This window comes from Alsobacter sp. KACC 23698 (assembly GCF_045348435.1).
GTDB lineage: Bacteria > Pseudomonadota > Alphaproteobacteria > Rhizobiales > Beijerinckiaceae > Alsobacter.
The window spans coordinates 2,129,127-2,150,891 of sequence record NZ_CP157484.1 but is presented as its reverse complement, the minus strand read 5'-3'; the positions used below and the strand labels follow the sequence as shown (position 1 = coordinate 2,150,891).

At 68.4% G+C, this 21,765-nt stretch carries 22 protein-coding genes and 1 tRNA gene; 9 read left to right on the top strand and 14 right to left on the bottom strand.

Going from position 1 to position 21,765, the window contains the following annotated elements; all coding sequences use genetic code 11:
- Window positions 1–1,122, bottom strand: coding sequence for an ATP-dependent DNA ligase (locus tag ABEG18_RS10050; protein ID WP_406857924.1), 1,122 nt, complete (start codon window positions 1,120–1,122; stop codon window positions 1–3).
- 157 nt (window positions 1,123–1,279) lie between these two features.
- On the opposite strand from ABEG18_RS10050, the gene ABEG18_RS10045 reads away from it, so the two are divergent.
- Together ABEG18_RS10045 and ABEG18_RS10040 are read left to right on the top strand one after the other, a co-directional pair.
- On the top strand, window positions 1,280–3,172 hold the full coding sequence (locus tag ABEG18_RS10045; protein WP_406857923.1) for an ABC transporter ATP-binding protein/permease: 1,893 nt from the start codon (window positions 1,280–1,282) through the stop codon (window positions 3,170–3,172).
- A gap of 67 nt (window positions 3,173–3,239) precedes the next feature.
- Window positions 3,240–4,367, top strand: a complete 1,128-nt coding sequence (locus ABEG18_RS10040) for a putative zinc-binding metallopeptidase (RefSeq protein WP_406857922.1) — start codon at window positions 3,240–3,242, stop codon at window positions 4,365–4,367.
- 2 nt (window positions 4,368–4,369) lie between these two features.
- Here ABEG18_RS10040 and ABEG18_RS10035 read toward each other — a convergent pair whose 3' ends face one another.
- The 4 genes from ABEG18_RS10035 to araD form a co-directional block, all read right to left on the bottom strand.
- Window positions 4,370–4,594, bottom strand: coding sequence for a hypothetical protein (locus tag ABEG18_RS10035; protein ID WP_406857921.1), 225 nt, complete (start codon window positions 4,592–4,594; stop codon window positions 4,370–4,372).
- 52 nt (window positions 4,595–4,646) lie between these two features.
- A complete protein-coding gene (locus ABEG18_RS10030) occupies window positions 4,647–6,092 on the bottom strand; it encodes an MFS transporter (protein ID WP_406857920.1) in 1,446 nt (481 codons plus the stop codon).
- 146 nt (window positions 6,093–6,238) lie between these two features.
- The gene (locus ABEG18_RS10025; RefSeq protein ID WP_406857919.1) at window positions 6,239–6,955 is read right to left on the bottom strand and encodes a ribonuclease activity regulator RraA; all 717 of its coding nucleotides are present in this window, start codon (window positions 6,953–6,955) and stop codon (window positions 6,239–6,241) included.
- A gap of 30 nt (window positions 6,956–6,985) precedes the next feature.
- The gene (gene araD, locus ABEG18_RS10020; RefSeq protein WP_406857918.1) at window positions 6,986–8,728 is read right to left on the bottom strand and encodes an L-arabinonate dehydratase; all 1,743 of its coding nucleotides are present in this window, start codon (window positions 8,726–8,728) and stop codon (window positions 6,986–6,988) included.
- Between the two features lie 328 nt (window positions 8,729–9,056).
- Here araD and ABEG18_RS10015 point away from each other — a divergent pair, with 328 nt between their 5' ends.
- Window positions 9,057–9,776 carry a GntR family transcriptional regulator gene (locus tag ABEG18_RS10015; RefSeq protein ID WP_406857917.1) on the top strand — a complete coding sequence of 240 codons (720 nt, stop codon included), beginning with the start codon at window positions 9,057–9,059 and terminating at the stop codon, window positions 9,774–9,776.
- Window positions 9,777–9,970: 194 nt separating this feature from the next.
- Here the strand turns inward: ABEG18_RS10015 and ABEG18_RS10010 are convergent, their stop codons facing one another.
- On the bottom strand, window positions 9,971–10,216 hold the full coding sequence (locus tag ABEG18_RS10010; RefSeq protein ID WP_406857916.1) for a hypothetical protein: 246 nt from the start codon (window positions 10,214–10,216) through the stop codon (window positions 9,971–9,973).
- Between the two features lie 287 nt (window positions 10,217–10,503).
- On the opposite strand from ABEG18_RS10010, the gene ABEG18_RS10005 reads away from it, so the two are divergent.
- Window positions 10,504–11,130 carry a hypothetical protein gene (locus ABEG18_RS10005; RefSeq protein ID WP_406857915.1) on the top strand — a complete coding sequence of 209 codons (627 nt, stop codon included), beginning with the start codon at window positions 10,504–10,506 and terminating at the stop codon, window positions 11,128–11,130.
- Window positions 11,131–11,527: 397 nt separating this feature from the next.
- Here ABEG18_RS10005 and ABEG18_RS10000 read toward each other — a convergent pair.
- Window positions 11,528–11,604 (bottom strand) — tRNA-Arg (locus ABEG18_RS10000).
- A gap of 134 nt (window positions 11,605–11,738) precedes the next feature.
- Here ABEG18_RS10000 and ABEG18_RS09995 point away from each other — a divergent pair.
- Together ABEG18_RS09995 and ABEG18_RS09990 are read left to right on the top strand one after the other, a co-directional pair.
- The gene (locus ABEG18_RS09995; RefSeq protein ID WP_406857914.1) at window positions 11,739–11,966 is read left to right on the top strand and encodes a hypothetical protein; all 228 of its coding nucleotides are present in this window, start codon (window positions 11,739–11,741) and stop codon (window positions 11,964–11,966) included.
- Window positions 11,967–12,047: 81 nt separating this feature from the next.
- Complete coding sequence (locus tag ABEG18_RS09990; RefSeq protein ID WP_406857913.1) at window positions 12,048–12,563, top strand: protein-tyrosine phosphatase family protein; 516 nt, start codon at window positions 12,048–12,050, stop codon at window positions 12,561–12,563.
- A 1-nt stretch (window position 12,564) separates the two neighbouring features.
- Here ABEG18_RS09990 and ABEG18_RS09985 read toward each other — a convergent pair whose 3' ends face one another.
- The 6 genes from ABEG18_RS09985 to ABEG18_RS09960 form a co-directional block, all read right to left on the bottom strand.
- Window positions 12,565–13,314 carry an ABC transporter ATP-binding protein gene (locus tag ABEG18_RS09985; protein WP_406857912.1) on the bottom strand — a complete coding sequence of 250 codons (750 nt, stop codon included), beginning with the start codon at window positions 13,312–13,314 and terminating at the stop codon, window positions 12,565–12,567.
- A 10-nt stretch (window positions 13,315–13,324) separates the two neighbouring features.
- A complete protein-coding gene (locus ABEG18_RS09980; protein WP_406857911.1) occupies window positions 13,325–14,125 on the bottom strand; it encodes an ABC transporter ATP-binding protein in 801 nt (266 codons plus the stop codon).
- Window positions 14,125–15,186: a branched-chain amino acid ABC transporter permease gene (locus tag ABEG18_RS09975; protein ID WP_406857910.1), complete on the bottom strand. Its 1,062-nt coding sequence runs from the start codon at window positions 15,184–15,186 to the stop codon at window positions 14,125–14,127. The genes ABEG18_RS09980 and ABEG18_RS09975 overlap by 1 nt, the downstream gene beginning before the upstream one ends.
- The gene (locus ABEG18_RS09970; RefSeq protein ID WP_406857909.1) at window positions 15,183–16,058 is read right to left on the bottom strand and encodes a branched-chain amino acid ABC transporter permease; all 876 of its coding nucleotides are present in this window, start codon (window positions 16,056–16,058) and stop codon (window positions 15,183–15,185) included. The genes ABEG18_RS09975 and ABEG18_RS09970 overlap by 4 nt, the downstream gene beginning before the upstream one ends.
- Window positions 16,059–16,149: 91 nt before the next feature.
- Window positions 16,150–17,298 carry an ABC transporter substrate-binding protein gene (locus ABEG18_RS09965; RefSeq protein ID WP_406857908.1) on the bottom strand — a complete coding sequence of 383 codons (1,149 nt, stop codon included), beginning with the start codon at window positions 17,296–17,298 and terminating at the stop codon, window positions 16,150–16,152.
- 243 nt (window positions 17,299–17,541) lie between these two features.
- Window positions 17,542–18,300: a GntR family transcriptional regulator gene (locus ABEG18_RS09960; RefSeq protein ID WP_406857907.1), complete on the bottom strand. Its 759-nt coding sequence runs from the start codon at window positions 18,298–18,300 to the stop codon at window positions 17,542–17,544.
- A gap of 91 nt (window positions 18,301–18,391) precedes the next feature.
- Here ABEG18_RS09960 and ABEG18_RS09955 point away from each other — a divergent pair, with 91 nt between their 5' ends.
- Complete coding sequence (locus ABEG18_RS09955) at window positions 18,392–20,290, top strand: bifunctional sugar phosphate isomerase/epimerase/4-hydroxyphenylpyruvate dioxygenase family protein (protein WP_406857906.1); 1,899 nt, start codon at window positions 18,392–18,394, stop codon at window positions 20,288–20,290.
- Window positions 20,291–20,394: 104 nt separating this feature from the next.
- Window positions 20,395–20,679, top strand: coding sequence for a hypothetical protein (locus ABEG18_RS09950; RefSeq protein ID WP_406857905.1), 285 nt, complete (start codon window positions 20,395–20,397; stop codon window positions 20,677–20,679).
- 5 nt (window positions 20,680–20,684) lie between these two features.
- Here ABEG18_RS09950 and ABEG18_RS09945 read toward each other — a convergent pair whose 3' ends face one another.
- Window positions 20,685–20,930: a hypothetical protein gene (locus ABEG18_RS09945; protein ID WP_406857904.1), complete on the bottom strand. Its 246-nt coding sequence runs from the start codon at window positions 20,928–20,930 to the stop codon at window positions 20,685–20,687.
- Between the two features lie 134 nt (window positions 20,931–21,064).
- Between ABEG18_RS09945 and ABEG18_RS09940 the strand changes: the two genes are divergently transcribed.
- Window positions 21,065–21,757 (top strand): DsbA family protein, encoded by a 693-nt coding sequence (locus ABEG18_RS09940; RefSeq protein ID WP_406857903.1) that lies wholly within the window; start codon window positions 21,065–21,067, stop codon window positions 21,755–21,757.
- The last annotated feature ends 8 nt before the right edge of the window (window positions 21,758–21,765 follow it).

Here is a 21,765-nt window from a genome sequence, read left to right as displayed (position 1 = left end):
TCAGCCCTCCCTGATCCGTTCGACGATGCGGCCGGGCCGCGCCTCCTGCTGGAGCTGCTCCATCGTGCACTGGCGCGGCGCCTTGTCCGGACGCCAGCGCAGCAGCGCCGTTCCGTGGCGGAAGCGGCCGCCGGTGACATGGTCGTAGCGGACCTCGACCACGAGTTCGGGGCGCAGCGGGCTCCACTCCGTCGAACGCTCGGTGCTCCAGCGGCTCGGGCCGCCCGGCGCGTCGCCTGTGAATCCGGGGGGCTCCACGAGCGCCTCCAGGCGGGCGGTCAGCGCCGCGCGGTCCTTGTTGGCGATGGTGGACGTGTAACCGACATGGTTCAACCTGCCCTCGTCGTCATAGAGGCCGAGCAGGAGCGAGCCGACGTGGCGGGACTTGGAGTTTCGGGACTTGGATTCGTAGCGAAAGCCTCCCACCACGCAATCGGCGGTCCGCAGGCGCTTCACCTTGATCATCGCCCGCTCGCCCTCCTCGTAGGGGCCCTGGCGGCGCTTGGCGATGACGCCGTCGAGCGCTCCTCCGACGGTCTCCAGCCAGGCGACCGCCTCGCCATGGTCGTCCGTATAGGGCGACAGGCGCAGCACGGGGGCTTCGCCGCAGGCGGCGTAGAGGCGTTCGAGGACCTCGCGGCGCTGGGCCAGGGGAGCGGCGCGGAGATCCTCCTCCTGCGGGGCGGCCAGGCAATCGAAGGCGATGAGGAAGGCGGGCGTCTCGGCTGAAAGCTTGCGGATGCGGCTTTCAGCCGGATGCAGGCGCATCTGCAGGGCGTCGAAGGACAGGCTGTCGCCCCGCGCGATTGCGAGCTCGCCGTCCAGCACGAAGCGCTCGACCGGGAGCGCCTTCAGCCCGGCGACGACCTCGGGAAAGTAGCGCGTGAGGGGCTTTCCCGACTTGGCCCTGAGCTCCACGACGTCGCCCCAGCGGAAGGCCAGGCAGCGAAAGCCGTCCCATTTGGGTTCATAGCGCCAGTCCTCGCCCTCGGGCAGGCTCTCGGCGGACTTCGCCTCCATCGGCTGCGCGTCGAGCGGCACGGCCAAGGGCGAGGGGTCCTTCGGCGCCGCCGCCTCGGCGGGGGGCTTGCGGCGGGCGGACCCGCCCGTCTGGGTACGCATGGCACGCCTCCTGGGCACGCGAACGCAAACACGACGTCTCGCCCCACACAAGCGCGCGAATGTCGGGTTCGTTCCGGGCGCCGGGTGGGAACGCCACGGTCACGCTGGCGTTGTGGTTCAGACCTCGCTGCCTGCGGGGCGTCCGGAGCCGTACATTTTGGACCAGACCGTCGAGACGACCCCGCCCGCCTCCAAGCTGGCCGAAAGCACCATCCTGTTCACCAGCGAGGAAGGCGAGGCGCCGCGCGGCGGCGCGCGGGCGTTCTGGCGCATGTCGTCAGGCTTCTGGCGCGGCGACAGCGCCCGGCAGGCCTGGATCCTGACCGGGGCCATCCTGGCCCTGATCGTGGTCAACATCGCCGTCCAGTACGGCATCAACATCTGGAACAAGTATTTCTTCGACGCTCTGGACGCCCGGGACGTCGCGCGGGTGGAGTGGGCGGTCGCCCTCTTCGCCGCGCTCGCGGCGGCGGCGATCTGCGCGATGGTGGCCCAGGTCTTCTGCCGCCTGACGCTGCAGGCGCGCTGGCGCCGGTGGCTGACGGCCTATCTGGCCGGCCTTTGGCTGGAGGAGCGCCGCTTCTACCAGATGAACATCGCCGCGCCGGAGCTGGACGGCCCCGAGTTCCGCATGACCGACGACGTGCGCATCGCGACGGAGCCGATCGTCGACTTCGCCATCGGGCTGTCGAACGCGGTCCTGATGGCGATTGTGTTCGTCGGCGTGCTGTGGACGGCGGGCGGGTCGATCGAGGTCTTCGGCTATACGATCCCGGGCTATTTCGTCGTCTGCGCCGCGTGCTACGGCTTGTTCACGTCCGGTCTCATGATGTTCCTGGGACGGCCGCTGATCAAGCGCACCGAGCAGAAGAACGCGGCCGAGGCGCAGATCCGCTTCGAGCTGGTGCGGGTGCGCGAGAACGCCGAGAGCATCGCGCTGATCGGCGGCGAGCAGGACGAGGTCCGCTCGCTCACCTCGACGCTGGACGAGGTCCTGGCCCGCTGGAAGAAAGTGGTGTCGCAGCAGGCGCTGATGACCTTCATCATCCATGGCAACACCATCCTGGCGCCGGTCGTGCCGCTGCTCCTGGGCGCTCCCAAATATCTCAGCGGGCAGATGTCGCTCGGCCAGCTGATGCAGATCGCGGCGGCCTTCGTGCAGGTGCAGCTCGCCTTCAACTGGCTGGTGGAGAACTATATCCGGCTCGCCGAATGGCGCGCGTCGGCCGGCCGCGTGGTCGCGCTGTGGCGCACCCTGCGCGAGCTCGGCGACCACGCGGACGAGAAGACCCGGATCGAGATCGGCGAAAGCCCGGACGACAGCCTGCGCATCCAGGAGCTCTCCGTCGGCCAGCACAACGGCCGGGTCGTGATCAACGACGCCGAGGCGGCCTTCGCGCCGGGCGAGAAGGTGCTGATCAAGGGCGAATCCGGCACCGGCAAGTCGACCCTGATCCGCGCGATCGCGGGGCTCTGGCCCTGGGGTTCGGGACGCGTGCTGTTCCCCAAGGGCGCGCATGTCATGTTCGTGCCGCAAAAGCCCTACGTCCCGAACGGCTCGCTGCGGCAGGCCCTGCTCTACCCCGAGACGACGGCCGACATGACCGACCAGACCCTCGTCGACGCCCTGCACCGGTGCGGGCTGCGGCAGATCTCAAGCCGGCTCGACGAGGAGGAACGCTGGGACAAGCTGCTCTCGGGCGGCGAGCAGCAGCGCCTCGCCTTTGCGCGGCTGCTGGTCCACAAGCCCGAGATCATCATCCTGGACGAGGCCACCTCGGCGCTGGACGAGGCCAGCCAGGACACGATGATGTCGCTCTTCCGAAGCGAGCTCTCGCACGCGACCCTGCTGAGCGTCGGCCATCGTCCCTCCCTGGCGGAGTTCCACGACCGGATCGTCGAGCTGAAGCGCAAGCCCAAGGGGGCGGAGATGAGCGACCCCCAGGGCGGCCAGAACCCGCGCAAGGCGCGCATCTTCGAGCGCATCCTGAAACGGGGGCTCAGGCCTCGGCCGTCGACCGATCCCGGAGCCGAGGCGGAGAGCGTCTGACGGCGGAACTGGCCGGCGGACCGCCCGTTCTCCATGCTGCGCCGCGTCCATCGCTACGGGCTACGCCATGAAGCTCTTCGCATGCGCCATCTGCAGCCAGCCGTTGCACTTCGAGACGTCCCGCTGCGACAGTTGCGGGACGCCGCAGGGCTTCGATCCGGGCGAAATGGAGCTGGTCCCGGCCGAGCGGCCGGGCCGCGGCGAGATGCTGTGCGCCAACGCCGAGCCGGGCGGCTGCAACTGGCTGACGGAGCCAGGCGAGCCGTTCTGCCGGGCGTGCCGCTACAACCGGACCATCCCGGACCTGTCGCAGGGCGACAACACCCAGCTCTGGCGCACCATCGAGGTCGCCAAGCGCCGGATGTTCTACTCGCTGTTCCGCTTCGGGCTCAGGCCCGAGACGCGGCTGGAGGCCCCGGACGGCCTCGCCTTCGACTTCCTGGCCGACCCGACGGACCCTTCCCGGCCGGTGATGACGGGCCACAGCGACGGGCTGATCACCGTCAACATCAAGGAGGCGGACGACGTCGAGCGGGAGCGGCGCCGGCGCGACCTGGGCGAAGCCTACCGGACGCTGCTGGGCCATTTCCGCCACGAGATCGCCCACTACTTCTGGGGCGTCCTGACGCGCGACCAGGGCGCGCTGGAGCAGTTCCGGGAGGTGTTCGGCGACGAGCGGCCCGACTATGGCGAGGCGCTGGCGCGTTATTATCGCGACGGCCCGCCTGCGCGCTGGCAGGACCACTTCGTCAGCGCCTATGCGAGCTCCCATCCGTGGGAGGATTTCGCCGAGACCTGGGCGCACTATTTCCACATGGTCGACACGCTGGAGACGGCCTGCTTCCTGAAGGTGTTCGGCGCCGCCCCCGACCCGGAGGGAGAGAGCCCGGCCTCGCAGGATCCCTCGCCCATCGATTTCGACCCCTATTCGGAGCCGCGCTTCGAGCGGATGGTGCAGAGCTGGATGCGGCTCGCCTTTTCGCTCAACCTGTTGAACCGCAGCATGGGCATGCCGGATCTCTACCCGTTCCAGCTATCGCCGCCGGCGGTGTGCAAGCTCAGCTTCGTGCATGCCTGGATCCGCCAGTCGGTGGGCCGCGCCGGGCGGACGGACACCGCCATGGCGGCCCTGCGGGCGATGGCGGAAGGGCTCAGATCCGGGATGAGCGCTCCCGCCGAAGATATTGTGAAATAGCGCTATTTCGCGTCGTTGGATAGCATCGCCTCGAGGCGCTCGCGGGCGGTCTGGTGCGCCCTGCGCAGGTCGTGCAGCCTGGCGCCGTCGGCGTCGGGCTTGTCCACGTCGCTGCCGCCGAACGAGTTCGCGATAGCGCGGGCGCGCAGATGTTCGCGAAACTCGGTCCAGGTGCGATCGGTCTCGGAGATCGCCCACTCCATGTCCTTGTCGAGCAGCTTGCCCACGTCGTCCTCCCTTGGCCTGTGACCCGTCAACGCGGGAAGGTGCGAAGCCGTTTCAATCGGCGAAGGCCAGCGGGCGGGCGACCGCCTCCAGGGACTTGCGCTCGGCCGCGACGCCCCACATCCAGACCACCACCGCGGCCGCGATCATCAGGACCGAACCGAACACATAGCCGGCGAAGACCGTGTCGCGCGAGCCGCTCTGCACGAGATGGCCGAACACGGCCGGCCCCGCGACGCCGCCGATGCCCGTCCCAACCGCGTAGAACACCGCGATGGCGAGCGCCCGGATTTCGAGCGGGAAGGTCTCGCTCACCGTCAGATAGGCCGAGCTCGCCGCCGCCGAGGCGAAGAAGAACACCACGACCCAGCACATCGTCAGGGTGACGGCCGTGAGCAGGTTCTGCTGGAACAGATATCCGCTGATGGCGAGCAGGACGCCGGACGCCACATAGGTGAAGACGATCATGGGCCGGCGCCCGACGGTGTCGAACAAGCGGCCCAGCAGCAGCGGGCCGAGGAAATTGCCCAGCGCAAAGGGCAGGATGTAGAGCCCGATCTGGTCGGACGGGACGGCGTAGAAGTCGGTCAGCACCAGCGCGTAGGTGAAGAAGATGGCGTTGTAGAAGAAGGCCTGCGCGGCCATCATGGCGAGCCCCACCATGGCCCGGCTGCGGTGGACGTGGAAGATGGTTCGGAACACCTCCGCAAGCGGGGTGTGGCTGCGGGCGCGCAGGCGCGCCTTCGGGAAGGGGCCGGGCGCGAGGTCGTGGCCCTCCTCGCGGAAGCGCTCCTCGATTCCGGCCACCACGGCCTCCGCCTCGGCGGCGCGGCCATGGGTCATCAGCCATCGCGGCGATTCCGGGATCCACAGGCGCATGAACAGGATGACGAGGCCGAGCACGGCGCCGATGAAGAAGGCGACGCGCCAGCCCGTGTCGACCCCGAAGATGGCCGGGTCGAGCACCACCACGGAGCCGGCGGCGCCCAGCGCGGCCCCGATCCAGAAGCTGCCATTGATGCACAGGTCGCTCCAGCCGCGCACGCGCGCGGGAAGCAGTTCCTGGATGGTGGAGTTGATGGCCGTGTACTCGCCGCCGATGCCGGCCCCCGTCAGGAAGCGGAAGAAGCAGAAGCTCCACACGTCCCACGAGAAGGCGCTGGCCGCCGTGGCGATCAGGTAGAGAAACAGCGTGATGAAGAACAGCTTCTTGCGGCCCAGCCGGTCCGTGAGCCACCCGAAGAACAGCGCGCCCAGCACCGCGCCGGCCAGATAGGCGCTGCTGGCCAGGCCGATATCCGTGTTGGTGAGGTGGAGGGTCGGGCTCTCCTTCAGGGCGCCGGCGAGCGAGCCCGCGAGCGTCACCTCCAGCCCGTCCAGGATCCAGGTGACGCCGAGCGCGGCGATGACGAGCTTGTGGAAGCGTCCCCAGGGCAGCCTGTCCAGGCGCGAGGGGATGTCGGTCTCGACCACTTCACCCGTGAGATGCGCGCCCTTCATGCCGTCCTCTCCCTGTCAGGATCGAAAACGGCAGAGACGCGCAAGGGTTCATTGCGGGGGTGGGTCGGTCATTGCAGAGTCGGCCGGCGGCGGCGCCCTCACCCCAGCCCTCTCCCTTCGCCAGGGAGAGGGGGCGCGGACGATTTCTACCGGCCCTTGGCCTTGCGCCAGGCGGCGAAGTCGACCTTGCTCTGCTCGTCCGTCGGCGGATAGAGGCCCAGGATGGAGCGGCCCTCCTGCACCTTCTCGGTGACGAAGTCCTCGAACGCCGTCATCTCGACGGCCTCGTCGGCGATCTCGTCGGCGATGTGGGCCGGGATCACGACCACGCCCTCGCGGTCGCCCACGACCACGTCGCCGGGCCAGACCGGGGCGTCGCCGCAGCCGATCGGGACGTTGATGTCGAGCGCCTGGTGGACGGTGAGGTTGGTCGGGGCGGCCGGGCGGTTATGGTAGACCGGGATGTCCAGGTCGGCGATCTCGGGGCTGTCGCGGAAGCCGCCGTCGGACACCACGCCGGCGACGCCGCGCTTCATCAGGCGGGTCACCAGGATGGAGCCGGCCGACGCCGCGCGCGGGTCCTTGCGGCTATCGATCACGAACACCGCGCCGGGCGGGCACTCCTCCACGGCCTTGCGCTGCGGATGGGCGCGGTCCTGGAACACCGAGATCTGGTTCAGGTCCTCGCGCGCCGGGATGTAGCGCAGCGTGTAGGCCTCCCCGACCATCGGTTTGACGTTCGGGTTCAGCGGCCGCACGTCCTGGATGTACTGGTTGCGAAAGCCGCGCTTGAACAGCGCGGTGCAGATCGTGGCGGTGCTGACGGTTTTCAGCTTCTCGCGGGTTTCGGGCTTCAGGCTCATGACGGGCTCCAGGGTTCAGCGGCCGCGGGATCAGAAAATATCCGGCTCGGCGACGGGCGCGCCGAAGGCGGTTTCCAGGAAGTCGAAGTCGCAGCCCTCGTTGGCCTGCTTGATGTGCTTGGAGAACATCCAGCCATAGCCGCGATGGTAGCGCGGCTCGGGCGCGACCCAGGCGGCCTTGCGGCGCGCCATCTCGTCGTCGCTGATGTCGAGGTTGATCGTGCGGGCGTCGACGTCCACCGAGATCATGTCGCCGGTGCGCACGAAGGCGAGCGGGCCGCCGATGTAGCTCTCGGGCGAAACGTGGAGGATGCAGGCGCCGTAGCTGGTGCCGCTCATGCGCGCGTCCGACATGCGCAGCATGTCGCGCACGCCCTGCTTCACGAGCTTCTTGGGGATCGGCAGCATGCCCCACTCCGGCATGCCGGGGCCGCCCTGCGGGCCGGCGTTGCGCAGGATCAGGATGTGGTCGGCCGTGACGTCGAGGTCGTCGCGGTCGATGGCGTCCTTCATCTCCGGGTAGCTGTCGAACACCAGCGCCGGGCCGGTGTGCTTCAGGTATTGCGGCGCGCAGGCGCTCGGCTTGATGACGCAGCCGTCGGGCGCGATGTTGCCCTTCAGCACGGCCAGCGCACCCTCCTGGTAGATGGCGGTCTCCACCGTGCGGATCACGTCGTCGTTGTAGACCTCGGCCCCGGCGATGTTCTCGCCCATCGTCTTGCCGGTCACCGTCATGCAGTCGAGATGCAGGTGCTGGGTGATGCGGTTCATCAGCGCCGGCAGGCCGCCAGCGTAGAAGAAGTCCTCCATCAGGTAGGTATCGCCGCTGGGCCGGACGTTGGCGATCACCGGCACCTTGCGGCTGGCCTTCTCGAAGTCGTCGAGGCCGATGTCGCAATCGGCGCGGCGCGCCTGGGCGATCAGGTGGATGATCGCGTTGGTGGAGCAGCCCATCGCCATCGCGACCGCGATGCCGTTCTCGAAGGCTTCGCGGGTCTGGATCTTCTTGGGGGTGAGGTCCTCCCACACCATCTCGACGACCCGCCGGCCGCAATCGGACGCGAGCCGAATGTGGTTGGCGTCAGCGGCCGGGATCGAGGAGGCGTTGGGCAGCGTCATGCCGATCGCCTCCGCGATGGCCGTCATGGTCGAGGCGGTGCCCATGGTCATGCAGGTGCCGTAGCTGCGGGCGATGCCGCCTTCCATGGCCTCCCAGTCGGCGTCCGTGATCGTGCCGGCGCGGCGCTCATCCCAGTACTTCCAGGCGTCGGAGCCCGAGCCCAGGATCTTGCCCTTCCAGTTGCCGCGCAGCATGGGGCCGGCCGGCATGAAGATAGCCGGCACGCCGGCGCTGGTCGCGCCCAGCAGCAGGCCGGGCGTGGTCTTGTCGCAGCCGCCCATCAGCACGACGCCGTCGATCGGGTGGGAGCGAATGAGCTCCTCGGCGTCCATCGCGAGCATGTTGCGATAGAGCATCGTCGTGGGCTTCACGGCGCTCTCGGAGAGCGAGAGGGCCGGCAGCTCGACCGGGAAGCCGCCCGCCTGCAGCACGCCGCGCTTCACGTCCTCGACGCGCTGCTTGAAGTGAACGTGGCAGGGCTGCAGGTCCGACCAGGTGTTCAGGATGCCGATCACGGGCCGGCCGACCCAGTCCGCGGGGGCGTAGCCCATCTGCATCAGGCGCGAGCGGTGGCCGAAGGCGCGCAGGTTGTCGGGCGCGAACCAGCGCGCGCTGCGGAGCTGGTCGTAGGTCTTCCTGGCGGTGTCGGTCATGACGGGGCGTCCTGCGTGGCGGCGGTCTGCTGGGTAGCGATCTGCGTCGTGGCTGACCCGGATGGCGGCCCATTCATCGAGCCCGGGAAAGATGGCGCGGGCGGGACGGCCGGTCCGTCTCGCGAGGCTGTCGGAACGGGCGGTCTGGAAAGCCCGCGGCGCCGTGCGAAACGGGTCGGGGCGTTCGGGCCTCCTGGGGTCTTGCGTCTCCCTGATCGGTCCTTTGAGGAAAGAAGCCGCCGCAAGCGCCGCGGCTTGTTCCGGAACCGTTGCTATGGCACTAATGCATTAGTGGATCGGGCGCAAGCGCCATGCTAGGCTATCCGTCATGTCGGCTCTTCCTCCTGCGTCTTCGACCCTCCCCGTTTTGCCGTCGGCGCGCCTGGAGCGCGGCCGGCAGGCGGCGCCGCAGGTGTTCGAGTGGCTGCGGGGGTCCATTATCGACCTGTCGCTGCCGCCCGGGACCGTGCTGTCGCGCGCGGATCTCGCGCAGCAATTCGGCGTCAGCTCGACCCCGGTGCGGGACGCGTTGATGCGGCTCCAGGAGGAGGGCCTCGTCGACGTCTTCCCCCAGCACGCCACCGTCGTCAGCCCGATCGACATCCGGGCGGTGAATCAGGCGCATTTCCTGCGCCGGTCGCTGGAGATCGAAACCGTCCGGACCGTGGCGCGCGCCCCGTCCGGCGACCTCGCCGAACGACTCGGGCGCAGCGTCGCCCGCATGCAGGCGATGTTCGAGCTGCAGGATTTCGAGGGGTTCGCGATCGAGGACGAATCCTTTCACCGGCAGCTCTTCGAAGCCGCGGGCGTGCCTGACCTGTGGCCCCTCGTGCGCAGCCGCAGCGGACATCTCGACCGGCTGCGGCGGCTGCATCTGCCGAGCCCCGGCAAGGGCGAGGCCATCCTGAAGGATCACGCCGCCGTCGTCGCGGCCATCGCGGCGGCCGATCCGGACGCCGCGGAGGCCTGCATGCGCCGCCATCTGGCCGGGACCGTCGCCAATCTCGACGACATCAGGACGCGCCACCCCGATTACCTGCGCTCCTGAAGCGTGTTTACAGAGGCTCCTGCCGCCGCTCACGCGGCGTCTCGCAATGCAACAAACTGTGATTCGCATGCTCGTTTGGCGTGTGGTCCGATGAGCCCGTCGCGCATGTCGAGACTCCTTTGCGAGACGAACTCCAGGTCGCCCTTCATGCCCCCGTCGGATCACCGCGGGGGCATCTTTTATGGGCGCCCGGCTTAAGAGGCCGACCTGCCGCCCCCGACCGGGGTGGAGTGAGGCTTGGCCCAGAACAGGCCGGCCTCGCCGGTGAGCGCCTCGACCAGGTCGTCCAGCACCGCGATCAGGTCGCGCACCGCCCGCGCGCCCTCCGAGTGGATCGGAGCCTGGGTGAGCGCCTGCACGGCGGCGCGCCGGCACTCCTGCACGGCCCGCAGCAGGGCGTCTGAATCGGCTTGCGAGAAGCTGCGGCGGCGTGGCGTCATGCTGAGAACAAAGACGGAACATCCGTCCCGCGTCAACGCTCGTCCGGTATCTGTCCCCACATGATGACGATGGACGGGCGCGGCCGTCAGCCGGCGCGGCCGGCGTCCGGGAAGGGTTAGGGACCGGCGCCCCGCTTCGTCGCCTGTCCACCGAATAGGTTTGCGCTAAGCGAGAGCGCCACCGCAAATCTTGGAAACTTTATCCGGTCGCGTTGATTCAGATCAGGGCTTCGCACGGATCTTTCATGTAGTGAGAAGCTCATCGACAATCATTGGTGGAGACTACAATGCGCGGTCTAGCAGCGTCGACTCTCCTCGCCATGTCTGTTGGTCTGGCCGCCGGGCCTGCACTAGCGTGCAAGGGCAAACTGATATTTTCGGACAACTTCAGAGAAGTCGACTCAAGTTGGCGCTATGATGGAGATCCCTCGGTTTCAGTGGAAGACGGAAAGGTCAAGGTAAAACCAAGCGCCAACGAGACTCGCAACCTACTCTACAGGGGCGTTTCACTGGACGAGGCAGAAATCTGCGTGACATTGAAAACCTCAAGTGATGCCCCAGAGGCTGGCGCCGGCATCCTTTTTTGGGCGCAAGATGACAGCAATCTCTATCGCGCCATCATCTCTTCGGCCGGCACGGCCCGGATCAGTAAGTTGTACAAAGACAAATTGTCAGCCGTCGTCGACTGGACGAAGTTTCCGGCGATAAAGCAGGGCCTCGGCGCAACGAATACGTTAGGCCTTGTCACTCGCGGGAATTCGGCGACTTTCTTCATCAACGGTGAAAAATTCGCCACCGTGAAAGGAGCGCAGCCTGAAGACGGGTGGAAGGTGGGGCTCTACGCTTACTCAGAACCCACGAAAGTAGACAAGTGGAAATTTTCGGACGTGAAGGTCACCGAACTTAGCCAATAGCTTGACGGCTCTGGTCGTTCCCGCATCGGCCTGCGCGCCACGCGCAGGCCGACAGGTTTACCCTTCAATCATTGCATAGGGCCAGCGGCGTTGAGACTGTTCGCGCCATGGCCGCCCGAGTTCCATTTACGACCAGTTGTTTTGGATTGAAATTTCGGGATGGGCGCCACCAAGCCGGGCTTTCACAACGAATGGCGGACGTTGGCGCTCACCAAAGGGCCTGATGAGCGTGTCGGGCCACACAAGCATGTCTGAAGCAGAACGGCCCTCCAAAGAGGCAGACATGACCAAGGCCGTTGTTGAAGCGGCGCAGTGGCTTTGAGGTGGATCGTCCCACGTTCAAATCCAACTGTCCCACCAGACAATCGATGAAACGTTCCACGTTCTCCTGGGAAGGTGGCGTCCCGGAAGGGATTCGAACCCCTGACCTACGGTTTAGGAAACCGTTGCTCTATCCTGCTGAGCTACCGGGACCTGCGGCGGCGCGCGGCGGTCCGTTTAGCATGGAGCGCGCCTGCGCGCCACTGGCGGCGTGGTCTGAGAGGCTCTCTTCGCAGGTGCGGAACGCCGGTCCGGCTTGGGCGTTCGTTACCCAGGAGGTGCCACCCTTGACCACCGAATTGCGCGACCGCCCCGCCGCCGGGACGCGGTATTACGTCCACTACCTCGAGCGCCTCGCCGGGGAGCCGCATTACTCGCGAGCCACGGCCCGCGACTTCGCGTCCGCCCAGGAGGCGAACGCCTATGCGACGACGCTGGCGACGGAGTCAAAGCCGCTCGTGACCACGAGCCCCGAGCCGCCGGACATGGACCAGGACGACCACGACCAGTCCTGACCCGTCGCGCGCGCCGGAATGGACGATGCCGGCGAAAATGGGCACTGTGGCGCGCCGCTCACGGCCGCAGCCAGCAGACCCATGTCCAGTCCCCTCTCGGAACCGGCCTCATTCAGGATCGACGCGCTGACGGCCCCGTGCGGCGGCGTGATCGGACTCAGCGCCTGCCCGGGGCGCGAACGCTCGCTGGCCCAGGACCTCGCGGATGTCCGCGGCTGGGGCGCCGGGATCATGCTGACGCTGCTGGACGACGGCGAGCGCGACCGCCTCGGGGCCGCCGGCCTACCCGCGGCTGCGGAGGCTCACGGCATGGCGTGGCGAAGCCTACCCATCGCCGACATGCGACCACCCTCCCCTGCAGCGGCGGCCCGCTGGCGCTCGATCGCGCCCGAGCTTGCGGCCGAGCTTCGCGCCGGGCGGCGGATCCTCATTCATTGCGCGGCGGGTCTCGGGCGGACCGGGACCATGGCCGCCGCCTTGCTCGTGCATCTGGGCGTCGAGCCCGTCGAGGCCGTCGCGCAGGTCCGGGCGGCCCGGCCGGGCGCCATCGAGACGCCGGAGCAACTGCGCTTCGTCCTGCAGGACGCGCGAGGCTAGCTCAGGCCGCCGCCTCGATGGAGCCGCCGAGAAACAGCGCGCCGATGCGCGGGTCGGCGAGCACCGAGGCCGCTTTGTCCATGATGCGGGTCTGGCCCAGCTCCAGCACGACGCCGAAGTCGGAGATCTCGAGCGCGGACCGGGCGTTCTGCTCCACCATCAGCACCGAGACGCCCTTGGCGCGCAGGTCCTTCAGGATATCGAAAGTCTCCTGCACCATCAGGGGCGACAGCCCGATGGAGGGCTCGTCGATGAGGACGAGCTTGGGGTCCAGCAGCAGGCCGCGGACGATCTCCAGCAGCTTCTGCTCGCCGCCGGACATCGTGGAGGCTTGCTGGTTCGCCTTGCGGCGCAGCACCGGGAAGCGCTGCATGGCCTCCTCGATGCGCGCGTCGATGTCGACGCCCCGGGCGGCGGAGATGCCGCCCAGCTCCAGATTGTGGCGGACGCTGAGCTCGGGGAAGATGTTGCGGCCCTGGGGCACGTAGCAGACGCCGCGCTCCAGCAGCGCGCGGGGCGTCCAGTTCGTGACGTCGGTCCCGTCGAAGCGGACCACGCCCGCTCGCGCCTTCAGCAGGCCGAACACGGTCTTGAACACCGTCGACTTGCCCGCCCCGTTCGGGCCGATCACCGTGGTGATCGTAGCGCGGGGGACCGAGAAGGTCGTCCCGTTCAGGATCGTCATCTGGCCGTAGCCGGCGACGACGCCGTCGAGTTCGAGGATGGGGTGGGGTGCGCCCGCCTGTTCCATGGACTGCTCCTCAATGCCCCAGATAGGCTTCGATGACGCGCGGGTTGGCGCGGATGTCGGCCGGCGCGCCCTCGGCGAGAAGCCGGCCCTCGGCCAGCACGATGACGCGCGTGCACAGGCTCATGACGAAATCCATGTTGTGCTCGATGACCACGAAGGTCGCGCCCTGCTCGGCGTTGATCGCGCGCAGGCGGTCCTTGAGGTTGGCCAGCATCGTGAGATTGACGCCGCCGGCCGGCTCGTCGAGCAGAACGAGGCGGGGACCGGCCATGAAGGCCATCGCGGCGTCGAGCAGCTTCTGCTGGCCGTAGCTGAGGCCGCCGGCGCGCTCGTCGGCGAGATGCTGCATCTTGAAGAACGCGATCATCCGGTCGGCGTCGCCGGTGAGGCCGGCGTCGCGCGGGCCGAACAGGCGCGACGCCATGGTGCCGCGGTGCTCCTGGCCGGCCAGGATCAGGTTCTCGCGCACCGAGAGCTGCGGGAACACCTGCAGGAGCTGGAAGGTGCGGCTGACGCCGAGGCGGTTGAGGTCGGACGGGCGCATGCCGGTCGTCTCGCGGCCGTCCAGGATCACCCGACCCTCGTTCGGCGTGAGCTGGCCGAGGATGCAGTTGAACAGCGTGGACTTGCCACAGCCATTGGGGCCGATGATGCCGAGGATCTCGCCCTCGAGCACCTCGAAGCTCACGCCGTCGACGGCCGCGATGCCGCCGAAGCTCTTCTTCAGCCCCTCGACCTGGAGGACCGTCTTGCGCCCGGCCGGAGCGTCGGCGGGCGGCGGCGCGGCGGCGGCGGAGAGCGGGGCCTGCATCACACGCCCTCCTTGCTGAACGTCGCCGCGGCGGCGGCGCGCGCGGCGGAAGCGGCGCGGGTCTTGCGCTCGGCGATCCAGCGATCGGCGACGCCGAGCAGCCCGGTCGGCGACCAGACCAGCAGCGCCATGACGAAGAGCGCATAGACGATGAGGTAGAACTCGTTGATGCGCCGGAACGCCGCCGGCAGGTCCTGCCAGCCCATGAGGGCCTTGATCATGCCGGGCGCGCCCTGCAGCCATTCAGGCAGCAGCACGGCGATCAGCGCGCCCAGGAACGGGCCGAGGAAGAAGCCGGAGCCGCCCACGATCACCATCATGAGGATGTTCAGCGACAGCGTGAGCGTGAAGGGGGTGGGATCGATGAACTCCACCAGCGGCGCATAGAGCGCGCCCGCGACGCCGCCCAGCGTCGACCCGATGGCGAAGGCCATCAGGGTGTAGCGGCGGGTGTCGACGCCGAGCGACAGCGCCCGCACCGGGTTCTCGCGCAGGGCCACGAAGGCCCGCCCCCAGGGCGAGCGGACGAGCCACCACGTCAGCGCGGTGACGAGCGCCAGCGATCCGAGGCAGAAGAAGTAGAAGGGCAGCGGCCGGTTCGTGGGCAGGCCGAAGACCGACGGGCGCGGGATGCCGATGATGCCGTAGATGCCCTTGGTCAGCCATTCCTCGTTGCGGAACGCCAGGAAGGCCAGGGTGGAGAAGGCCAGCGTCACGAAGGCCAGATAGTGGTGCTGCACCCGCAGCGCCGGATAGCCGAGCAGCCAGCCGATGGCGAAGCAGACCACGATCGCCACCGCCAGCGCGCCCAGGAAGGGCCAGCCCTGCGTGGTGAGGATCGCGACCGCATAGGCGCCGATGCCCACGAAGGCGCCCTGCGCCAGCGACACCTGCCCGGCGTAGCCGAGCGTGAGGTTGAGCCCGATGGCGGCGATCGACATCACCGCCCAGAGGCTGAGGATGTAGAGGCCGTAGCGGGCCAGGTAGAGGGGCATGACGAGCAGGACGAGGATCGCGACCAGGATCGCGGCCGCCGTCAGCAAGGTGCGGGTGCGGGTCATACGGTGCGCTCCTCTGCGCGGCCGAACAGGCCCTGCGGGCGGAACAGGATGACGGCGATGAGCAGGAAGAGCGGCACCGCCCCGCGATACTGGGTCGACACATAGGCCGCCGCCAGGTTGTCGACCACGCCGAGCAGGAGGCCGCCCGCGATGGCGCCGCGGATCTGATTGAAGCCGCCCACGATGGCGGCGATGAAGGCCGCGAGGCCCAGCGTGTCGCCGCTCGAGAACTTGGCGAGGTAGATCGGGCTGACCAGCGCCGACGCCAGCGTGACGAGGCCGGCGTTGATCAGGAAGGTGAGCATGATCATGCGCTCGACCGGCACGCCCAGGATGCGCGCGACGGTCGGGTTCTGCGCCGTCGCCTGCATCTGGCGCCCGAGGCGCGTCCCGGCGATGAACCACTGCAGGACCAGCACGGCCAGGACCGCGACGATCAGCACGCCCACGCTCTGCACGGAGATCTGCACGCCGAGGACGTCCAGGTTCGTTGCGGGCAGCAGCGACGGGAAGGGTTGCGCCTCGGCGCTGTAGAACTCCTTGACGCTGTCCTTCAGGAAGATCGACAGCGCCATGGTGGCGATGGCCAGGGGCAGGACGCCATGCTTCAGCATGGGATCGACCAGCAGGAGCTTGAAGGCCGCTCCCAGGGTCAGGAGCGAGAGGACGAGGCCGACGAGAAGCGCCAGCCAGAACGGCAGGCCGGCGTTCATCACGGCCAGCATGAAGAAGGCCGGCAGCATCACGAACTCGCCCTGGGCGAAGTTGATCGTCTGCGACGTCTGCCAGAGCAGCGTGAAGCCGATCGCCACCAGCGCGTAGATCGCGCCTGTCGCCAGGCCGGCGATGACAAGGTTGATGAAATTGACCATCGTCCGCTCTCCGGCGTGGCGGGCTGAACTCGCTCGGGTCCCGCCCTCCCCCGCGGCGCGGGAGAGGGTTTTGAGGATTGTCTCCGGGCCGTTACTTGTTCAGCTTCGGAAGCACCTCTTTGATCACCTGCTTGCCGTTGACGACTTCGCCGAGGAAGCTCTGACGGTCCAGGTCGCCGTTCTTGTCGATCGTGACCTCCATCAGGATGCCGGGCTCCTTGTCGGGCGTGATCGTCAGGCCGTGAAGGGTCTTGGGCAGTTCCTTGGCGTCGACCTTGCCCTGCTTCTCGGTGGCGGCCTTGATCATGTAGACGGCCAGGTAGCCCTTGATGCCGTTGTGGTCCGGCACATAGTTGTACTTGTCCGAGAAGCGCTTGCGGAAGTCCTGGATGGCCGGCACCGGCGCGTCCGTGGTCAGGCCGACATGGCCCTTCACGCCGTTGGCGGCGTCGCCGGCGAGCTCGATCACCTTCTGGCCGAGCAGCGTGGTCTCGCCGATCAGGGGCGCGGAGACGTTCTGGCGGCGCAACTCCTTGAGGGCGCGGGCGCTCTCCTCTTCGTTGAGATAGATGAAAACGACGTCCGGATTGGCGTTCTTCACCTTCACGGCGTCGGCGGCGAAGTCCGCCTGGCCGGCCTCGGTGGAGATGTCGGCGACGACCTTGACGCCGCGGGCGGCGAATTCCTTGGTGACCATGTCCCGGCCGCCCTTGCCGAAGTCGTTGTTCACCCACATGACGGCGGCCGTCTTGGCCTTCATGTCCTCAGCCATGTATTTGGCGATCTTCGGCATCGAGGACTGCTGGCCGAAGGAGGTGCGAAACAGCGTGTCGATGCCGGCCTGAGTGAGCTCGGCGGCCTCGCCGCCCATCACCTGGGCGATGCCGGCCTGCTGGACGAGCGGCGCGGTCACCTTCACCGAGCCCGAATAGCCCGGCCCGAGCAGCGCATAGGGGTTCTCGTCGAGCGCCTTCTGCACCTGGGCGCGGGCGTTGCCGGGGTTCGACTGGGTGTCGAGATGGGTGATCTCGATCTTGCGGCCCAGGATGCCGCCCTTGGCGTTGATCTCGGCGATGGCGAGATCCGCTCCGTTCTTGAAGTTCGTGCCGACCGTGGCCCCCGCGCCGGAGAGCTCGCCGACGGCGATCAGCTTGATGGGCGCGTTCTGGGCGCCGGCCTGCGCGATCAGGCCTCCGGCGAGCAGCACACCGGCCAAGGCGCCGGTCCAGGACTTCAGCATCGTCTTCCTCCCACCCTGTGAGAAGCCGGGATCTTGCGTCGCCGGCTCCGTGTCGTTTCCGCCCCGAGCGATGACCCAGCCGGGCGTCCGGCGCAATGGCTCACGCGCGAATTGATGTCGAAAGCAAGCCGCCCGGCCTTTCGGCCCCGACGGCTGTTGTTCGCAATGCGAACTGTTGTCCGCATGTCGAACTCAGTAATGGTGAATGCGCGGCTTTTGTCAATCTCCCACGCAGCACGAAATCTAGGAGGTTTTGCGCTTGCGCCGCGGCGCAGCCTTTCCGCTCCCGCCCGGCCTTGTCGGATCGGCGTCGACGCCGTCGCTCAGTCCGGTGATCTCGGCACCTTTGAGGATGTGCTGGGCCAGCACCCTCGCCGCCGCATCGGCGTCGCGGTTCAGCGCCGCATCGAGCAGCAGCCGGTGCTCCTGCGCCGACTGCGACCGGGGAAAAGGCTTCGTCTTCAAGGACAGCATGCGGTAGCGCTTGCTGTGGTCGTACATCGCCTTGTGGAACAGCCGCAGCCAGCGCGACGGGCAGTTCGCGATCAGGGCGGCGTGGAATTCCTGGTTGTAGCGCTCCCAGGCGTCGCCATAGTCGTCCGGCGCCTCCTCGACCAGCGCCTCCACCTTCGAGAGCTTGTGGTAGGCGCCCACCACCCTGGCCTCCCAGTCGAGGTCCGCGTTCGCGATCGACCGCCGCAGGGCGTGGCATTCGAGCAGCTGCCGCATCTCGGTGATGTCGCGCAGGTCCTCGGTCGAGACCGGCAGCACGGCGAAGCCGCGCTGGCCCTCGGCGACCACGAGGCCGTCGGCGGCGAGGCGCGAGAGCGTCTCCCGCAACGTGTTCACGCTCGCGCCGTAGGATTTGCTCAGGCTTTCAAGACGGAGCTTGGAGGCGGGCTGAAGCGCGCCCAGGATGATGTCCTGGCGGATGCGCTCGTGCAGCGCTTCGGTGAGCGTGGAGGCGCTCGGCTCGGCTGCGCCGGGGTGGTCGTAGTCCATATTGTCTCCTGATGGCGCCTGGCGCAGATCGTGGGTTGTCGCCCGTGGCGCCTTTTCGTATGAGATCATACGAGATCTCGGAGATTTTGCGATGTTCAAATGGTCGATCGCCACGGTGTGCATGGGCGGCACCCTCGAGGTCAAGCTCTCGGCCGCCGCCCGCGCCGGCTTCCGGGCCGTCGAGATCTTCGAAAACGACCTGACCTTCTTCAACGGCAAGCCGAGCGACGTGCGCCGGATGGCCGACGATCTCGGTCTCGCCATCGTGGCGCTGCAGCCGATGCGCGACTTCGAGGGCATGCCCGAGCCCGCCCGCAGCCGCAACATGGACCGCGCCCGACGCAAGCTCGACCTCATGGAGGAGCTCGGCGCGCCCCTGCTGTGCATCTGCTCCAACGTGTCGGAGGAGGCGCTGGAGGACCGCGACGCCGCCGCCGCCGACCTCGCCGCCCTGGCCGACGAGGCCGCGCAGCGCGGCTGCCGCATCGGCTACGAGGCGCTCGCGTGGGGCCGGCGCGTGAAGGACTGGATGGACGCCTGGGACCTGGTGCGGCGCGCGGACCGGCCCAATTGCGGGCTGGTGCTGGACAGCTTTCACGCCTGCGTGCGCAAGAACCCGCTGGCCCCCATCGCCGAGATCCCCGGCGATCGCATCGCGCTCGTCCAGGTGGCGGACGCGCCCGGCCTGCTGATGGACCCGCTGTCGCTGAGCCGCCACCACCGCAGCTTCCCGGGCCAGGGCGACTTCGCCGTGGACGAGTTCATGCAGGCGGTCGGCAAGAGCGGGTACCGGGGTCCTGTCTCGCTGGAGATCTTCAACGACCAGTTTCGCGGCGCATCGGCCAACGCCATGGCGCTCGACGGCATGCGCTCGCTCCAGACCATGGGCGAGCGGCTGAACGCGGCCCGGGCGGCGGCCGGAGAGCGCCCGATCGCCGGCGTGGCGGCCCTGCCGCCGCCTCCCGCAGTGCGCGGCGTCGAGTTCGTGGAGTTCGCCGCCGGCGACAGCGACATGCGCCCGCTGGCCGACCTCCTGACCGGGCTCGGATTCAGCGCCGTCGGCCACCATCGGTCGAAGGAGGTCACGCTGTTTCGCCAGAACGGCGTCAATCTCGTGCTCAATCGCGAGAAGGAAGGCTTCTCGCACGCGTTCTCGCTCGTGCACGGCCCCTCGGTCTGCGCGGTCGCCCTGTCGGTCGACGATGTCGGGACTGCGCTGGACCGGGCCGAGGCGCTCGGAGCGGCCACCTATTCGGGGCGTGTCGGGCCCGGCGAGGCCACGATCCCGGCGGTGCGGGGCGTGGAGGGAAGCCTGCTCTATGTCGTCAAGACCGGGCAGGATTTCTGGGCCCAGGACTTCGAGATCGAGACGGCCGCTCCGGCGACGGGCGGGCTGCGGCGCATCGACCATCTGTCGAACGTGGTGCGGCGCTCGGAATTCCTGACCTGGACGCTGTTCTACAAGAGCGTCCTCGGCTTCGTGGACGAGCCGCAGGTCGAGCTCGCCGACCCTTATGGCGCGTTCTACAGCCGCTCCGTGCGCTCGCCCGACGGAAGCGTCCGCATCCCGCTCAACATCGCCGATGGCGGCTCCACCATGGTGTCGCGCTTCATCGAGGAGTTCGGCGGCGCGGGCGTGCAGCAGATCGCCTTCGAGACTGACGACCTCCTCGCCTTCGTGGAGGCGGCGCGCAGCCGGGGCGTCACCTTCCTGGACATCCCCGACAACTATTACGAGGATCTCGCGGCGCGCTTCGATCTCGACCCGTTGCTGCTCGACCGGATGCGCGCCCTGGGCGTGCTCTACGACCGCGCCGGCCAGGGCGAATTCTTCCACATCTACACGCAGACCTATCGCAACCGCTTCTTCTTCGAGGTGGTGGAGCGGCGCGGCTACGACCTCTTCGGCGCGGCGAACACGCCGATCCGCCTGGCCGCCCAGGCGATGGCCCAGGACCGCCAGCGGGACGCCGAGTTCAACGTCGACTGACCGATTCCGGTGCGCTCCAGCTCGCGCTGTCCGGCCTGTTGCAGTTTCGTCATCGACAGCCTCCGGCGACTCACCTGTGATGGGTGAAACCGGCGGGGGCGACCATGCGGCTGACACACGAAGACATCGCCAAGAGGCTGGCGTCCCTGCTGGACGTCGCGCTCGAGGAAATCCGCCGCATGCCCGAGGCCGGCGAGCGCGGCGACCGCGTCTCCACCCTGCTGCACGTCACCCGGGACGGGTTGAAGCGCCTGGCGGAAGACCTTCCGCCGTTGCGGGAGGTCCCCGGCTACGCCCACGCGGCGGGTGCGCGGCCCGGCCTGGACCCGAGCGCGCTCGGATCGAACATCGTCCTCTTTCCGACCGCCCGCCGGCAGGCGACCGCCTGACGGCCTCAAGGACCCTGGATCGCGTCCCAGGTGACGGCGAGCTGCTCCGGTTTCAGGGTGCGGCCGACATTCGTCATCACATAGGGCTCGGCTCCGGCCGGCGGATCTTCGGTGGCGACCACGTGCAGCGCCTCGCGCAGGGACGCGAACCGGCGCGCCTTCTCCCATTCCGTCCCGTCGGTGAGACCGTCTCCGGCCCGGCAGTAGCGCAGGCGCGCGGGACCGTCGAGTTCTTCGGTGGTGACGTCCATGGCTCGATCCTCCGCGTGACCAACACCGTCTCGGGGCCCAGGTTCCGGACGCGGGCCGACCGCGCGGCGGGTCGGCCACGCTTTCGCCGCGACCGCCTGCGACGACCCGCGCCATGACAGCAGGGCCCGGCACGATGACGACGAATCGCAGATCCCTCCTCCTCGGCGGCCTCGCCCTGCTGGGCCTGCCGGCCGGCGCGCGCGGCCAGGGCCAGAACCAGTGGACCAAGCTGAAGGGCGACGAGGGACAGCCTGTCGGCAACGCCCGGCTCCCGGTCGAGCTCGTCAGCCAGGTCGACGCGATGCCGGGCCGCATCCAGGTCGGCTCCAAGGCCCCCGATGTCGTGCTGGCGGAATTCTACGACTACAACTGCCCCTGGTGCCGCAAGGCCGCCCAGGACATCGGCGCGCTGGTGGAGAACGATCCCGACCTTCGGATCTCGCTGATCGGCAACCCCATCCTGTCGCCCGGCTCCAAGCAGGCCGCCGCCGTCGAGGCCGCGGTCCAGAACCTGTCGGGCGACGACGCCGCGTTCCGGTTCCACGCCAGGATGTTCGCGGAGCCGGGACGGGCCGACCTCGCCAAGGCCGTGCGGATCGCCGCCGAGGCGACCGGCCGGGCGGCGGCGGATTTCGAGCGCGTGTCGGCCTCCCGGGAGGCGCAGGCGCAGGTCGCCGACCAGCTCCGGCTGGCGGCCAATCTGGGCTTCATCGCGACCCCGACCTTCGTGCTCGGCGGGCTCGGCGTGTTCGGCTATCCGGGCCCGCGCAGCACGGCCAAGATGATCGCGGCCCTGCGGTCCTGCGGAGAGGTCGCCTGCCGGTGACCGGCCGG

Excerpts from the sequence above, each read along its gene's own strand:
- ABEG18_RS10050 (WP_406857924.1), bottom strand. The coding sequence starts at position 1,122 with ATGCGTACCCAGACGGGCGGGTCCGCCCGCCGCAAGCCCCCCGCCGAG.
- ABEG18_RS10040 (WP_406857922.1), top strand. The coding sequence starts at position 3,240 with ATGAAGCTCTTCGCATGCGCCATCTGCAGCCAGCCGTTGCACTTCGAG.
- ABEG18_RS10030 (WP_406857920.1), bottom strand. The coding sequence starts at position 6,092 with ATGAAGGGCGCGCATCTCACGGGTGAAGTGGTCGAGACCGACATCCCC.
- ABEG18_RS10025 (WP_406857919.1), bottom strand. The coding sequence starts at position 6,955 with ATGAGCCTGAAGCCCGAAACCCGCGAGAAGCTGAAAACCGTCAGCACC.
- araD (WP_406857918.1), bottom strand. The coding sequence starts at position 8,728 with ATGACCGACACCGCCAGGAAGACCTACGACCAGCTCCGCAGCGCGCGC.
- ABEG18_RS10015 (WP_406857917.1), top strand. The coding sequence starts at position 9,057 with ATGTCGGCTCTTCCTCCTGCGTCTTCGACCCTCCCCGTTTTGCCGTCG.
- ABEG18_RS10010 (WP_406857916.1), bottom strand. The coding sequence starts at position 10,216 with ATGACGCCACGCCGCCGCAGCTTCTCGCAAGCCGATTCAGACGCCCTG.
- ABEG18_RS10005 (WP_406857915.1), top strand. The coding sequence starts at position 10,504 with ATGCGCGGTCTAGCAGCGTCGACTCTCCTCGCCATGTCTGTTGGTCTG.
- ABEG18_RS09990 (WP_406857913.1), top strand. The coding sequence starts at position 12,048 with ATGTCCAGTCCCCTCTCGGAACCGGCCTCATTCAGGATCGACGCGCTG.
- ABEG18_RS09985 (WP_406857912.1), bottom strand. The coding sequence starts at position 13,314 with ATGGAACAGGCGGGCGCACCCCACCCCATCCTCGAACTCGACGGCGTC.
- ABEG18_RS09980 (WP_406857911.1), bottom strand. The coding sequence starts at position 14,125 with ATGCAGGCCCCGCTCTCCGCCGCCGCCGCGCCGCCGCCCGCCGACGCT.
- ABEG18_RS09975 (WP_406857910.1), bottom strand. The coding sequence starts at position 15,186 with ATGACCCGCACCCGCACCTTGCTGACGGCGGCCGCGATCCTGGTCGCG.
- ABEG18_RS09970 (WP_406857909.1), bottom strand. The coding sequence starts at position 16,058 with ATGGTCAATTTCATCAACCTTGTCATCGCCGGCCTGGCGACAGGCGCG.
- ABEG18_RS09965 (WP_406857908.1), bottom strand. The coding sequence starts at position 17,298 with ATGCTGAAGTCCTGGACCGGCGCCTTGGCCGGTGTGCTGCTCGCCGGA.
- ABEG18_RS09960 (WP_406857907.1), bottom strand. The coding sequence starts at position 18,300 with ATGGACTACGACCACCCCGGCGCAGCCGAGCCGAGCGCCTCCACGCTC.
- ABEG18_RS09955 (WP_406857906.1), top strand. The coding sequence starts at position 18,392 with ATGTTCAAATGGTCGATCGCCACGGTGTGCATGGGCGGCACCCTCGAG.
- ABEG18_RS09950 (WP_406857905.1), top strand. The coding sequence starts at position 20,395 with ATGCGGCTGACACACGAAGACATCGCCAAGAGGCTGGCGTCCCTGCTG.
- ABEG18_RS09945 (WP_406857904.1), bottom strand. The coding sequence starts at position 20,930 with ATGGACGTCACCACCGAAGAACTCGACGGTCCCGCGCGCCTGCGCTAC.
- ABEG18_RS09940 (WP_406857903.1), top strand. The coding sequence starts at position 21,065 with ATGACGACGAATCGCAGATCCCTCCTCCTCGGCGGCCTCGCCCTGCTG.